Source organism: Vibrio sp. 1F255, assembly GCF_041439145.1.
Taxonomy (GTDB): Bacteria; Pseudomonadota; Gammaproteobacteria; order Enterobacterales; family Vibrionaceae; genus Vibrio; species Vibrio crassostreae_C.
Map to the genome: position 1 here is coordinate 12,934 of NZ_JBGONQ010000038.1, position 14,322 is coordinate 27,255.

Consider the following 14,322-nt stretch of genomic DNA (forward strand, 5'->3'; position numbering starts at 1 on the left):
TACATTAGTCGCAATTAAATGCCTGTTTAGGCTAGTATAATTGGCGACTACTTTTTATCGATTCATTTCAGTCATAGCAGTGGTTGCGGGTTCTTCACTTCACTCTATTTCGATCAAGGGTTGGCATGCAAACATTTACATTTCTCGCAAATACTGAGGAGCTATTTAGATCTCAATTTGATCAGCGAGAGTGGTGTGACAGCAAACAATATCTTATTCAACTTTTCTCTGCTCAATCTTCTGATGTGGCTCGTCGAATCGCGAGTGTTGCTCTCAATCGTCTAAGTAATGCCACCCTAATTGGCCAGAGTGCTCGTCATGTTATCTGTGACAATTGTCTTGAGAGTTGTTGTACCTTAATCATTATCAGTGAGTTTAATGAAACCCGTTTAACCTCCGCGGTTCAGCCTTTTACAGGCAACCCAAACCAAGACAGCCAAGAGCTCGCTTCTCAACTAGACCTCTCGAAAGATGCTAAAACGGTCATCAGCCTATGCGATCAGGTTGAAGGTCGTGATTACCCTATCTATAGCGCTTTTGAAAACCTACCCTATACATTGCCTGTTGCTGGTGGCTTGTGTCATGAGAATGAATACGGGCGTTGGGTTATGCATAACGAACAGACCTACCAACACGCTTGCGTGGCGGTGGCTCTGACTAACCCAAGATTGAAGGTTTGGTCGGACGCGTACTCTGAGTGGAACCCGATTGGGATGAAGCTACGAGTCACACACGCAATCGGAAATCGCTTATACGCATTGAACGACAAGCCGGCTATTGAAGTATTCAAACATTACCTTGCGGATGGCAAAGATCTCCCTTTCAGTCAACTGATGAGCTTTCCACTTTATCGAGAACTTGGCAGAAAGAAGGGTATCTCGACGCCGCTACGTATTAATGATGATGGCAGTATTGAGTTTGATAGCCCTTGGCATGTCGGTGAAGAGGCGCAGTTTTGTTATAACCACCCATCGCTCACTGCAGAAAAGGTGCACCACGGTGCCGAGATGCTAGCCATGCATCAGCCTGAATCGGTGATCATTTATAACTGCGTATCTCGACTTGAATTTATCGACAGTAAACTTGAGCTCAAGCCATTTGAAGGGATAGTGAATACATGTGGTGCCTACTGCATGGGGGAGCTATACCGTAATGAAGACCGCCAAGAGATACTGCACCACAGCTTGACTTATATCGCTATGCGCGAGTCTGACGAGATTAAAGAGTTTCATTGCGAAGACTTTCAGTGTGGCTCAACCGTGTCGCCATTGCTTAACCTAGTCAGAAATGCAGTCGCTGATCTCGACAGTATGAATACTCAGATGGAAAAGAAACTCCATCAACAAGCGCGTCGCTTAACCGAAAGCTATCGCATTGACTCGCGTACTGGTTTGCCGAACCGTATCGTACTGAAAGAGCGCCTCAATACGATTCTGTTCAGTGAACATCTGCTGACCTTAAAGCTAACCAACTTCCATCAGGTTAACGAAAAGTATGGTTATCAAGTGGGGGATCAGCTGCTACTCGATCTGTCTAATCACTTTATCGAGCGATTACAGCTTCGTGTGGTTAAAGAGCCTCGCGTGAAGGTAGAGCTATTCAGTATTGGTGTTGGAGAGTGGGCGATTATCTTCAATGCTAGTGTTGGTAGTACGAAAATAAAAGAAGGTTTCGTTGAGTTCGCCGATGACATCGAACACATAAATTTTGAGCCATATGGTTTGGCTGATATTGATTACCTGTCAGTTTCTCTGTGTGGCGGCTTTGCTAGTCGTTGTGACTTCTTAACCGACAGTGGTGACCAGATCTTATTGAAAGCGATCGAAGCTCGACGCTATGGAGTACGTAACAATACCCACATCACCAATGCTAAAGACATTCAGGTGAGTGAAGAAGATCGCAAAGAGCAACTAGGCTGGCTGAGCTGTGTAAGTCGTGCGATTTTAGATCAGAACATCATCACTTATTCCCAGCCAATTGTGGAGTCGGTTACGCACGAAATGATTGGCCAAGAGTGCTTGGTCAGAATCATGGAGTCAGACGGTACCATTGTGCCACCAGGTAAGTTCTTACCTATCATTGCCGACACGCACCTTTACACTCGCCTCAGCCGACACATGATTAAGAACACCATAGGTTATATGGCGGATAAGCAAAGCCCATTTTCTATCAACCTATCCCCGCAAGATTTGTTGAGCGACAAGACGCTTGAGGTGCTCGAGACCGCCATCAGTGCTATGAACGATCCCACTCGACTTGGCCTAGAGGTTCTCGAGTCTGAGCAGATTAAAGATTATGGTCGCATGATTGAGGTGTGTGATCACTTCCGTGCTCTCGGGGCGAGAATCATTGTTGATGACTTTGGCTCTGGTTACTCCAACATCGAGGAAATCATTAAGCTTGAGCCACAGATCATTAAGCTCGACGGTAGCTTGATTCGTAATATCGACAAAGATCAAAAACAAAGAAACATAGCCTCTCAGTTGATTCGTTTGTGCCAAGTGTTCAATGCCAAAACGGTCGCTGAATTTGTCCATAACCAACAGGTTTGTGAGATAGCAGAGCAAATGGGTGTCGATTATCTGCAGGGTTACTACTTCGGTGAGCCTAAGCGACTGTTTTAGCAGTTAAAGCTTCCCGCATTGTGTAACGACTGGCTATAAAAGTACTGCGCCGCCATTAATGACTGCTTTTTGGCGGAATGAATGATGTCTAACTAAGGTCACATTATTCATAACGCGATCGCAAGTATTCCGTGCAAGCCTTATCTATAATAAGCACAATAATAAATCATTAACGTAACGATTAATGTGAATATGCAGTCGACTTCTCTCCTGATACAAGACATTGAGCAAACCCAACGTGAATTGGAAAAGATAGATTTTCATCAACATGAAAGCCTACTGATTCAGGTGTTTTCGTCTTTCGAGAAAGGTTCTGTTTTGGCTGCCTGCCAAGTGATTCAATCGACTTTTCCCAATGCCAAATTGATTGGTTGCAGTGCTAACCACTACATTAGTCAAGGTGTCATCCTGCACCAAGGTCTTTATCTGATTGTTACCCGCTTTGACGCGACGTCTTACTCTTGTGGTGTTGTCGAATATAGCGAACAACCATTGCTCGATAGCCACGCTATGTGGCAACAGCTTGAGTGCAATGATAATACTCAAAGCATCATCTGTTTCGCAGACCGCTTGCAGATAAATAACCGAGATCTATTTTCAGCGTTTGAGCAGTCGATGTATTCATTACCGATCTGTGGCGGTGCATCGACCATCACAGATAATGGGCGATGGGTGATGTTAGACGGCATTTGCTATGAAAATGCCTATGTGATGTTGGCGCTGCACAGTGTTGAGCTCTCCATCGCTAAGGGTTACTACACTGAATGGAATCCGATTGGTCGAACTTTTCGAGTGACAGGTGCTCAAGAGAACCGGTTGTTGGAACTGGATGGGATGCCTGTTCGCGAACTCTACAATCGTTACCTCGCTGATGGCCTCGAAGTGCCTTTTGAGCAACTGCATAACTTTCCCTTGATGGTCGGTGACCCGAAAGAGCAAAACATTCACTTACCGCTCAAGGTAACGGAAAGTGGAGAGATAGAATTCAGCGGCCTGTTCCAAGTGGGCGATGAGGTCCGGTTTTGTTATGACCATCCATCACTGACCTTAGAGCAGATACGACTGGGCGTGCAGCAGATCGCCTCTCATAGGCCAGAACAGTTCTTCATTTATAACTGTACATCTCGTATCGACTTTATTGATGGCAACCAAGAGGTTGAGGTTTTCCAAAAATTGGCCGACAGCTATGGTGTTTACTGCATGGGAGAACTTTATCAAGAGAATGGCCAACAGCGAATCTTGCACCATAGCCTCACTTATCTTGCGCTTAGAGAAGGCGAGGGTAAGGCGGTATTGCCATTAGAGACGCAACCCGCGACCAACATATCCCCTCTGTTTTCATTGATCCGAAATGCACTGCTTGATGTCGATGACATGAACAACAGCATGGCGAGTAAGATTCAGCAGCAAGCCACTGCATTGACGGCAAGCTATCGAATTGATCACCGTACAGGTTTACCCAATCGAAGTGTGCTGCGTGAGAAACTGTCGAAGATGAGCAGTGATAGCCACTTACTAGCTTTGAAGGTCACGACCTTTGGTCAGATCAATGAGAAGTATGGTTATCGAGTGGGTGACAAGCTTCTGCATGATTTGAGTGAGTACTTTCAAAAGGCGCTGTGGCAGTTCTTTGATGAGGGCTGTCAGCTCTACAGTATCGGTATTGGTGAGTGGGCGGTGGTGTTTGATAGTTGGGCGAGCCAAGAACATATTCATCAGCGATTCTCGGAATTTGCCGATCAAACCGAGCATGTGAATTTTGAGCCTACCGGTTTACCCGATATTGATTACTTGTCGGTGTCTATCTGTGCGGGTATCGCCAGCCGTCGAGATTTCCCGACTACCTCTATTGATGACTTATTGTTGAAGGCGATTGATGCGAGGCGCAGCGCTGTCAGCCAGAACAAGCACCTAGTGAGCGCCAAGGCACTCATTCAATTGGAGAAGCATCGCCAAGAGCAACTTGGTTGGCTGTCGTGCGTGAGTCGCGCGGTGCTTAATCAGAATATTGTGGCGTGCTCTCAGCCCATAGTTTCAGCACACAGTCATCAGGTAGAGAGCTACGAGTGTTTGGTTCGAATTGAAGAGGACGGTCAGTTAATTGCACCGGGTAAGTTCTTGCCAATCATTGAAGGAACCCATCTCTATACACGCCTCAGTCGTCAGATGATAACGCGCACCTTCGATTTTATGAGTCAGCGAACCGATTCGTTCTCAATTAATTTAGCGCCACAAGATTTCAGCAATGAGAAAACCATTCTTCACCTTGAACAAGCGATCAAGAAAATCAGTCACCCACAGCGTATTGGCTTGGAGGTGTTAGAAACGGAACAAATTCAGGATTACGGTCGCTTGATTGAGGTGTGTAATCACTTCCGCGATCTTGGTGTGAATATTATTGTTGATGACTTTGGTTCGGGCTATTCGAACATTGATGAGATATTGAAGCTAGAACCACAGGTGATCAAGCTTGATGGCAGTTTGATTCGCAATATTGATAAAGATAAAAAGCAGCGCAAGATCGCTCAGCAGTTGGTGAGCTTATGCCAGATTCTGAATGCTAAGACGGTGGCGGAGTTCGTTCATAATGAGCAGGTGTGCCGTATTGCTGAAGACATGGGGGTCGATTACTTGCAAGGGTATTACTTTGGTCAACCTCAGCGTTTGTTTTGATGGAGCGAGCGTTTCACGTGAAACACTGGTTGGCTCAATAACGAAAATACGATGTAAAAAGGGTGAGCTTATGGCTCACCCTTTTTGTTTTTAGTGTCTGTCTCGTCCCGAAATGTGTTTTTACCTTCCCGCGCGCCTGCTTGGTCTATTTGAGGGCGTGGCCACACTTGTCGGCGTGGAACACTTTTAGATAATGCTGGTAGTAGTCATCAATGAGCTTGGCAGATTCACTTTCACCTAAAGATTTGAGTAACTCAATACCCACTTCACAAGTACACAAGTGGCCACTGTCTTGGTTGCGGCGCAAGGTGTATGAAGATTCGCTGGTAATATCGAGGTGAACTTGCGGAACGGCTTGTAACCACGAGCTCTTGTTAAGCATCTTCTTCGCTTCTTGCCATGTGCCATCCAAGATGATGAATAGCGGCTTACGGCTCTGGGCTTGGGTCATTACAGCTTGCTGGCACTCGACACTTTGATCACTTGGGAATAAAAGAAACGGTTGTCGTGTTTCATCGTCAAGCAGTGCGATGAGCTCCGCTGGTGGTGTTTTCCTTTGCCATACAATGGACTGACACTGATCAAGGGATTGCTGAAGCAGCTTCCCTGTATTGGTATCGCGTGACAGTTCATTCTCATGAGTGAGCAGTACAAGATCGATTTGGCTTGCGACACTAGGTATCAGGTGACAAATACATTGGTGAGTGAAGCTACAACCATGGCAAGCTTGTTGGTTACTCATGTTTACAACTTCACTCCACTTTGTGCGGGTGAGATACCATCAGCAAACAAAACCACGTCGCTGATATCAGCATCATCTGCAACTGGAGCGACACTTGGGTTTAGCGGGTAGCTGACACCAGAGTATGAAAGTGTGTGTTTCGCCGGTGTTGCACCGCCGCCACTGACATTGAAGATCAGATCCTGCCAGCCGTGGTTTTGCGATTTACCTAAGCGTATGTCGCCCTTAACCAGTGTCACTCGGCTATTGAAGCGCCAGTTATCTTGATGGTTTTCGAAAATTAGCAGTGTACAGCCACCAGAACCACACCAATCGAGTTGGGCGAACAGCTCTTCTTTACCGTCGCCGTTGAGGTCGTAGGTTAACCAGCGGTATTTAGTGTCGTCAGGTGAGCTGTTGTTGATCTTAAAGTATTCGCGGATCGCTTGGTCGACTTTTGGATCAAGTTGATCGCTGGAGTTCACCTGCTTTGCGGTTAGATCAACGTTAGTGGTGGTGTTTACTTGTGCTTGCGCACTCTTAGCTTCGAATAGCACCAGACCGCCATTGGCAATCGGATACACCACGTTGCCCACTTTCTCTTTTTCAGCGATTAGCTTGCCATTATCGAGTGTGAAGATGCGCTCGGAGATCAAATATTGTTGCTGGTGGCGAGTCATAACCACTTGTACCTGATTTTGGTTCAGTTGCTGCCAGAAGCCTTGTTCAACAATAGAAGGGTCTCCATTGCTGTATGAATAAGTCGTGATAGCACTGTGGTCATTGTTGAGTTCAAGGTTGATAGAGAACCCTGAGTTTTGCGTTGAGCTAGCGAAGTAGAGTCCGCTCCAGTCCAGCGTTGGATCTTGGTTAGAGACCGTCGCACAGCCATTGTAGTTACTGTCATTGAGGTTAAGCTTGGCATGCCACCCATAGATAGAATCGCTCATGCCGTCGCTACAGCTCTCTTTTGTAAGGTTGAGTTTGCCTTGCGCTGCTTTACCTTCTAATTGGTAATCACGACTGCTTGGTGTGGTGCGGCTTGATTCAATATCGAGGGTTTGTGGCTGTTCGCCCATCTTAGTATATTTCAGCTGGTCTTTATCGAAGGTTGCTGACCAGAAGGGTTCATTACCGAATACTCGTGTTGAACGCAGTGGTTGGTCGCAGCGCTCAGGGTTCTCTGCGGTTAGGATGTTCACTTGGTCAACCACGAAACGCGCTGTGAAATCTGCGTTATAACCCGTTTGGCTCGGCACGGTTAGGTGACCAATCAGCTCGCCATATAAGGCTTGGTAAGGTCTCGTTGAGAGCCCTTGTGCTTCTAACGCTAACTCTGGAGATAAGTCTAACCAGTATTGTTGTTGGCTACCGCAAGGAGTGAAGGTTCGGCTTTCATGGCCAACCACCACCTGACCACGCATGATGAAGGTTTGCGGTTGAATGCTCAGTGGCTCATCCAAGTTTGCTGGGGGCTGTTCAGGTTGTTGCGGCGTATCAGGTGCCGTAACACAGCCTTGTAGAGCGAACGCGACTAGCCATGTCACTGGGTTTTTCATTACCTTCATGTTATATCTTCCTCGGAGCAACCGTTAATTGGATTTATTATGGCATATTGGTTATTTAAAACAGAACCCGACACCTTCTCTATTCAGACTCTTAGAGTACAAAAAACCTCTTGTTGGGAGGGTGTACGCAACTATCAGGCTCGAAACATGATGCGTGATGACGTCAAGCTTGGCGATCTGGTGATGATATACCACTCATCATGTAAAAAAGTTGGCGTAGCGGGGATCGCTAAAGTAACCAGAGAAGCCTACCCAGACCACTTTCAGTTCGACCCTGAGAGTGATTACTACGATCCTAAGTCTTCACCCGATAACCCACGCTGGATCATGGTGGATGTCGAGTTTGTGCGAGTGACTGAGCGCTTGATTCCTTTGGTTACGCTTAAAGCCATGCCTGAACTCTCCGAAATGCCCTTGGTGAAACGCGGTAATCGCTTATCGATCATGCCGGTTACCGAACAAGAGTGGCAGGCAATCTTAAGCAAAGAAGTGTTAGGTTCTCGATAGCGTTAGAGAGAGCTTTTTACGTAAGGTTCAAAAAAGGCAGCCAGTTGGCTGCCTTTTTATTTATTCAGATCTGTTCAACGAGCGAGATTAGAGCAGGTGCTTTTCTAGGTAGTGAGCAACGGCATCGTCTGCGTTACTGCCAATCACTTCATTGTCAGGTAGTGCTTTCATCACTTTCTCATGTGATGTACCCATGATTAGACCTTTACCCGCCATAGCCAGCATTTCAGCGTCGTTCATGCCATCACCAAAGGCAACACAGTTATCCAGAGTCAGGTTTAGTGATTTTGCAACAGCGTCTAGAGCGTGGCCTTTAGAGACTTCAGCTGCCATCACTTCCAGACACCAAGGTGTAGAGAAGGCGATGTTCAGTTTGTCGCCAAAAGCATCTCTTAGCTTTTGTTCAAACGTGACGAGATATTCGTGGTCTTGTTCTGGATGTGTGAAGAAGACTTTCGCGATGCCTTCGCTTGGTGCGTTTTCAGCTTCAAAGCGCTTGTAGCTAAAGCCAGACTCACTGTGGAATTTAGCCAACATTTCATCTTCACGGTCTAGTAACCAATCTTCATTCTGGTACATGTGAATAAAGAGGTTTGGATCTTGGCGCACAATATCAATAACTGGCTGAACGAGTTCCTGAGGTACGTTCTGGCTATACATCAGTTGATCGTTTTGGTCATGCACGCGTGCACCGTTTGAAGTGATCATGTACGCCGGAATACCTGCTATCTGACGAATACCCGCCACATCGACGTGATGGCGACCCGTTGCGAAGATGAAGGTATAACCTTGGTCGTGTAATTTCTTAAGCGTTAGCTTGGTAAAGTCGCTTAGCTGATGGTTGGGAGCCAAAAGCGTACCATCTAAATCAGAAGCAACAATTTTCACGGAATCTTTTAGTGCAGGAATACTCATTTAACCCTCATTGCAAAATGCTTAACCAATATTGACGCTAGCCAGCGCTAGAATCGTTTTAACTACAATATCTCTAGGTAGAAATTGTATGCCAAATTCATGCAAGAAAAGAGGGCAAAGCTCACTTACTTCTCTTCCTCTTTAGCGCTTATTTTCTTGGTAGGTTGCTTAGCCTATTAGCTCTAGGCGAAAAACTGATTGATCGCATCCAGTGTTTGATTGCGATATTCATCCTGCTCAAACAACACCTCATGCCTAGAACCCTCAATCAACTTAAACTGACAATCAGAGTTGGTTTTCTTCAGCTTAGATATGAACTTTACTTGAGCACTGTTACTGACAATCTTTTCATCCCCAGCTTGAATCAATAGCAGAGGGATCTTGATTTGACGAGTTTGTTGAATTGCTTGCTTGGCGGCCATTAACCCTTGCCACACCCAACGCGTGCTTGGTCCACCCACCTGCAAAGATGGAGACTCGTCATATAAGCGGCGGAACCACTGATAGCGAACCTTACTGTGGCTCAGTAAGTTGTTTTCAAAAGGCTTCGAATAATATGCTTGCTGGCCCGGCGCGTAAGTTGGCTTGGCATAAAAAGCGGTAAGCACTTGTCCAACGATCATCGCGATAGGTTTCAGGTACCACTCGGTATTGATACCAAACATCGGAGCGCACAGAGTCACCTTATCAAACGGGTGGTCTGGATGGGTTTGTAGGTAGCGAGTGGCTATGGTGCTGCCCATTGAGTGTGCGAGCAGGTAGCGATTGGAATACTTACTGAGATCAAAACTGGCAATGACGTCAGACATGTCAGATTCATAATCATCAAACTCATGAATGTGACCAATGTCAGAGTCTGTTACCATACGTTCAGACTGGCCTTGACCTTGGTGGTCAAATGAATAAACGTCATAGCCTTGTTGATAAAAATCATAAAAGATTTCTTGGTATTTTTGGCAGCATTCGATACGGCCATTTGAAATCACAATAGCTTTGCTGTGCTTTTCTGAGGTGAGGCTGCACCAGTACAGTTTCTTTTTACCAGACGATGTTAAAAACCCCTCTTTTCTTTGTTGCCAAAGAGCGTTGATCGGGTGTTTAATCGCATGATCGAACTGAGGTTCTTGAGTGTAAGGGAAGGTGGCTTCGCTGTGGTTTTCCATGGGAAATTACCTGAACTGATGCGTGTGAGAGCTTTATTGCTACTAATGTTGTTAGATTAAAGAACTAGTAAGGAAATGCAAATGGATACTCATGTTTGGCTTGCTTATGTTGTCACAGCGATTTTGTTTAGCTTGGCTCCGGGCTCGGGTACCGTTAACTCAATCAGTAATGGGCTTAGCTATGGCACTAAAAAGTCACTCGCATCAATTGTTGGCTTACAGCTTGGTCTTGCGTTTCACATTATGCTGGTGGGCGCGGGTATCGGTGCACTCGTTGCTAAGTCTGCGTTGGCGTTCACCATCATTAAGTGGGTCGGCGTGGTGTACTTACTTTGGTTAGGTATTCAAAAGTGGCGTGATAGCTCGAGCCTAGTAGCATCTGAAGAAAGCTCTACTCTGTCGAGTGGCAAACTGCTGAGAAACGCTGTGCTTATCAACCTAACTAACCCGAAATCAATCGTGTTTTTGGTGGCTTTGTTTCCTCAGTTTATTGACCCTACACAACCTCAAGCACCTCAGTTATTAGTGCTAGGTGTGACGACAGTATTCATTGATAGCGTTGTTATGTTGGGTTACACCTCATTAGCGTCACAAATGGGACGTTTTATTCGCTCTGATCGCATAATGGGTAAGATAAATAAAATATTTGGTGGTATGTTCATGGGCTGCGGTGCTTTGCTAGCTGCCGCGAAAGCTTAGATTAAGCGACTGAGTTATAGTTAAACCAATCAGAGTTATCAAGAAATGACCGCTACATACGTTGCTCGACAACCTATCTTAAATCGCAAGAGGAATACACTCGGCTATGAGTTGTTATTTCGCGATGGAGAAAAGAATGCGTACCCAGCGCATATTGAGTCTAATCGAGCAACGTATCGTCTGATTGTTGAGAACTTCTTGTCTGTTGGTCTTAACCCTTCTATTCCATCTTCACGCTGCTTTATCAACTTCCCTTATCAAAGTTTGATTCGTCGACTGCCCTTAAGTTTGCCGAAAGATAAGGTGGTGGTAGAGATTCTGGAAACCTGTAAACCAACAGATGAATTGTTGGAAGCGGTTAAAGACCTTTACCAAGCGGGTTACATGATTGCCCTAGATGATTTTACTTCGACCCCAGAATGGGAACGTTTCCTTAAATACACGCATATCGTAAAGCTCGATATTATGCAGATGGGTTTGGATGAAGCGTGTGATTTGGTTAGGGCGCATCAAGGGAAAAAGTTTAGCTTTTTGGCGGAGCGCGTTGAGACCGAACAAGAATTCCAGCAAGCCAAAGAGGCTGGCTTTAAGTTTTTCCAAGGTTACTTTTTCAATAAACCGGAAATCATCAAGAGTAAATACATTAGCCCTGAGCAAGTGATTGCTATGGAGCTGTTTCAAGAAGTGTGTAAGCCCGATGTGGACTTTCAACGGGTGGAGAGCATTGTCGCGAAAGATGTGGCGCTCTCATATAAGCTGCTGCGTTTTGTGAATACTATGTCGCCGCGCCTTGAAGTTACCATCTCTTCTTTTCGTCAGGCTTTGGTATATCTAGGTCAAGAGAAACTGAAAATGTTTGTCTCGTTAGCCGTCGCCTCTTATGTGTCCGATAAAAAGCCTAAAGAGCTGTATGGATTGTCTCTACAGCGTGCTCAGTTTTGTCAGCGTATGTCTCGCTATCAGGCATTTGAAGGGTATAGAGAACAGGCCTTTATGATTGGCTTATTCTCCTTGTTGGATGCTCTGTTGGACTTGTCGTTAGATAACTTAGTCGAGCAGTTGCCGCTGTGTAAAAGTATCAAGGTTGCTCTATTACGTAGAGAAGGGCCATATGGTACCTTGCTCGCACTTGAAGAGAGCTTTGAGCATGCCGATTGGCAACAGATTGATGAGCACTGCGCCGATTTAGGATTAAGCGTGGATCAGGTTAAAACGGAGCTTACTGAAGCGCGCCGTTGGAGCCATACCGTGACCAACAAGCTCTGATATTTCTTCGTTAAACTTTTATGACAATTGAAACGCACGCCTTGACGTGCGTTTTTTTATATCTAAGATATGTGCATATCCATATATGAGTATGTTTTTATGCTTCCTCACCAATTTTTTAAATTACTGTCCGATGAAACGCGAGTGCGTTGCTTAATGTTGATAGTTCGCAATGAGTGCTTATCGGTTGGTGAGTTGACTCAGGCATTGCAAGAAAGTCAGCCAAAGGTTTCACGCCATCTTGCGCAGCTGCGTTCAAACGGTGTTTTGATTGATGTTCGCCAGGGGCAGTGGGTGTTTTACCGCCTGTCACAAGATTTACCAGGTTGGATGCTAAAGTTAATTGACGACCTTATTGCATCGAACTGTTTGAAAACTGAATACCAGCAAGATATTGAGCGCTTAGAGTCGATGAACTCACGCCCAGTATGTTGCGTTTAAATACATTAAAACTTAATGCCGAAATAGTTGTAGTTGCAGCTAGGCGACAAGTGAACTTATCCCTATGAGCATAGTGGCTCTATGTAATTAGGGCGGCCGGCGCTCCGGTAAGTGAACGTAGTCAACAACGCTGCGGCTTCAAATATGAAGGCAATTAACTGAGAGAACAGAAAATGACAGTCAAAGTAGGTATTAATGGTTTTGGTCGTATCGGCCGTCTAGCACTTCGCGCAGCATTCGATTGGGATGAGCTAGAATTTGTTCAAATTAACGATGTTGCTGGCGACACAACAACACTGGCCCACCTTCTAGAATTTGATTCAGTTCAAGGTCGCTTTCACCACGAAGTAACTGCAGAAGGCGATGAGATGATCATTAATGGCCAGCGCATCAAGACCACACAAGAGCGCGACATCGATGCGATCGACTGGTCTGGTTGTGATGTGGTTATCGAAGCGACAGGTGTTCACCGTAAGACCTCTTTCCTAAACAAATACCTAGAGCAGGGCGTGAAACGTGTTGTGGTATCGGCGCCAGTGAAAGAAGAAGGCATCGCAAACATCGTTGTTGGTGTGAATGACAATATCTTCGACCCTGCGGTACACAAAATCGTAACGGCAGCGTCTTGTACAACGAACTGTATCGCGCCAGTGGTTAAGGTGATCAACGAGAAGCTTGGTATCGAGAACGCAGCCTTCACCACTATTCACGATTTAACTAACACGCAAACTATTCTTGATGCGCCGCACAAAGACTTACGCCGCGCACGTGCATGTGGCATGAGTCTTATCCCAACAACGACGGGCAGCGCCAAAGCGATTGTTGAGATCTTCCCTGAGCTAGAAAACCGCATCAACGGCCACGCAGTTCGTGTACCGCTAGCGAACGCTTCTCTGACAGACATCATCTTCGAAGTGAAGCAAGACACCACGGCAGAAGAAGTTAACGCGATGCTGAAAGAAGCGTCTCAGAATGAACTAAAAGGTATTCTTGGCTTTGAAGAGCGTCCACTGGTTTCTATCGATTACAAAGGCGACCAACGCTCAACAATCGTGGATGCACTATCAACGATGTTGGTCGGTAAGCGCATGGTTAAGATCTACGCTTGGTACGACAATGAGATGGGTTACGCAACACGTACCGCTGAGCTTGTTCGTACCGTTGGCCTTGCTTAATAAGAATCTGGAGAAGATATAATGATACATCCAACATGGCAACTAGACCTAGAGCAAGGTGCGCTAGTGCTTACTCCGTGCCCAGGCACAAAAGAAGCAACGCTTGATGCATCACTGGCTCAGCTAAAAGAGCAAGGCGTTGAAGCTATCGTGACAGCACTTGATGACCATGAGCTTGCAAGCAAAGACGTGGCGGCACTTGGTGAAAAAACACGTGCGTTAGGTATGCAATGGTTCCAGATCGAAATTGAAGACGACTGTGCACCGGGTGCTGGTTTTGCTGCGAAGTGGCAAGCAGCTAGCCCTGAGCTACATAACATCGTCGATAACGGCGGCAAGGTTGCAATGCATTGTATGGGCGGCTCTGGTCGCACTGGTTTGTTCGCAGCTCACCTACTGTTAGAAAAAGGCTGGGATTTGAGCAAGGTAGTTCAAGAGGTGCAGGCACTGCGTCCAGGTGCCTTCACTAAACCTATCCAGGTTGAATACATTAATGGCGTAGCGAATAGCTAATAGTCATCAGTGTTAGACAGGGAGCTTTTGGTCTCTGGAGTGTTGAACTTATCATGA

At 45.9% G+C, this 14,322-nt stretch carries 12 protein-coding genes; 8 read left to right on the forward strand and 4 right to left on the reverse strand.

What is annotated here, in order from left to right; all coding sequences use genetic code 11:
- Positions 1–125 precede the first annotated feature (125 nt).
- Both ACED41_RS18555 and ACED41_RS18560 read left to right on the forward strand, forming a co-directional pair.
- On the forward strand, positions 126–2,624 hold the full coding sequence (locus tag ACED41_RS18555) for an EAL domain-containing protein (RefSeq protein ID WP_371725447.1): 2,499 nt from the start codon (positions 126–128) through the stop codon (positions 2,622–2,624).
- A 192-nt stretch (positions 2,625–2,816) separates the two neighbouring features.
- On the forward strand, positions 2,817–5,297 hold the full coding sequence (locus tag ACED41_RS18560) for an EAL domain-containing protein (protein WP_017063759.1): 2,481 nt from the start codon (positions 2,817–2,819) through the stop codon (positions 5,295–5,297).
- A 145-nt stretch (positions 5,298–5,442) separates the two neighbouring features.
- On the opposite strand, the gene ACED41_RS18565 is transcribed toward ACED41_RS18560, so the two are convergent.
- Both ACED41_RS18565 and ACED41_RS18570 read right to left on the reverse strand, forming a co-directional pair.
- Positions 5,443–6,039 (reverse strand): tRNA-uridine aminocarboxypropyltransferase, encoded by a 597-nt coding sequence (locus ACED41_RS18565; RefSeq protein WP_017061019.1) that lies wholly within the window; start codon positions 6,037–6,039, stop codon positions 5,443–5,445.
- 2 nt (positions 6,040–6,041) lie between these two features.
- On the reverse strand, positions 6,042–7,586 hold the full coding sequence (locus ACED41_RS18570) for a COG3650 family protein (protein WP_371725448.1): 1,545 nt from the start codon (positions 7,584–7,586) through the stop codon (positions 6,042–6,044).
- A gap of 39 nt (positions 7,587–7,625) precedes the next feature.
- On the opposite strand from ACED41_RS18570, the gene ACED41_RS18575 reads away from it, so the two are divergent.
- Positions 7,626–8,093, forward strand: coding sequence for an EVE domain-containing protein (locus tag ACED41_RS18575; protein ID WP_017061021.1), 468 nt, complete (start codon positions 7,626–7,628; stop codon positions 8,091–8,093).
- Between the two features lie 87 nt (positions 8,094–8,180).
- Here the strand turns inward: ACED41_RS18575 and ACED41_RS18580 are convergent, their stop codons facing one another.
- Positions 8,181–9,008, reverse strand: coding sequence for a Cof-type HAD-IIB family hydrolase (locus ACED41_RS18580; RefSeq protein WP_017061022.1), 828 nt, complete (start codon positions 9,006–9,008; stop codon positions 8,181–8,183).
- A gap of 182 nt (positions 9,009–9,190) precedes the next feature.
- Complete coding sequence (locus tag ACED41_RS18585) at positions 9,191–10,171, reverse strand: alpha/beta fold hydrolase (protein WP_017061023.1); 981 nt, start codon at positions 10,169–10,171, stop codon at positions 9,191–9,193.
- Between the two features lie 81 nt (positions 10,172–10,252).
- On the opposite strand from ACED41_RS18585, the gene rhtB reads away from it, so the two are divergent.
- The 5 genes from rhtB (at position 10,253) to ACED41_RS18610 (ending at position 14,265) form a co-directional block, all read left to right on the forward strand.
- Positions 10,253–10,870 carry a homoserine/homoserine lactone efflux protein gene (gene rhtB, locus ACED41_RS18590; protein WP_017061024.1) on the forward strand — a complete coding sequence of 206 codons (618 nt, stop codon included), beginning with the start codon at positions 10,253–10,255 and terminating at the stop codon, positions 10,868–10,870.
- 45 nt (positions 10,871–10,915) lie between these two features.
- The gene (locus ACED41_RS18595) at positions 10,916–12,136 is read left to right on the forward strand and encodes an EAL and HDOD domain-containing protein (protein WP_017061025.1); all 1,221 of its coding nucleotides are present in this window, start codon (positions 10,916–10,918) and stop codon (positions 12,134–12,136) included.
- A gap of 99 nt (positions 12,137–12,235) precedes the next feature.
- A complete protein-coding gene (locus ACED41_RS18600) occupies positions 12,236–12,577 on the forward strand; it encodes a metalloregulator ArsR/SmtB family transcription factor (RefSeq protein ID WP_017063763.1) in 342 nt (113 codons plus the stop codon).
- 173 nt (positions 12,578–12,750) lie between these two features.
- Entirely contained in the window at positions 12,751–13,752 is a 1,002-nt protein-coding gene (locus ACED41_RS18605; RefSeq protein WP_017061027.1) for an ArsJ-associated glyceraldehyde-3-phosphate dehydrogenase, read from the forward strand.
- Between the two features lie 21 nt (positions 13,753–13,773).
- Positions 13,774–14,265: a cyclin-dependent kinase inhibitor 3 family protein gene (locus ACED41_RS18610; protein WP_017061028.1), complete on the forward strand. Its 492-nt coding sequence runs from the start codon at positions 13,774–13,776 to the stop codon at positions 14,263–14,265.
- The last annotated feature ends 57 nt before the right edge of the window (positions 14,266–14,322 follow it).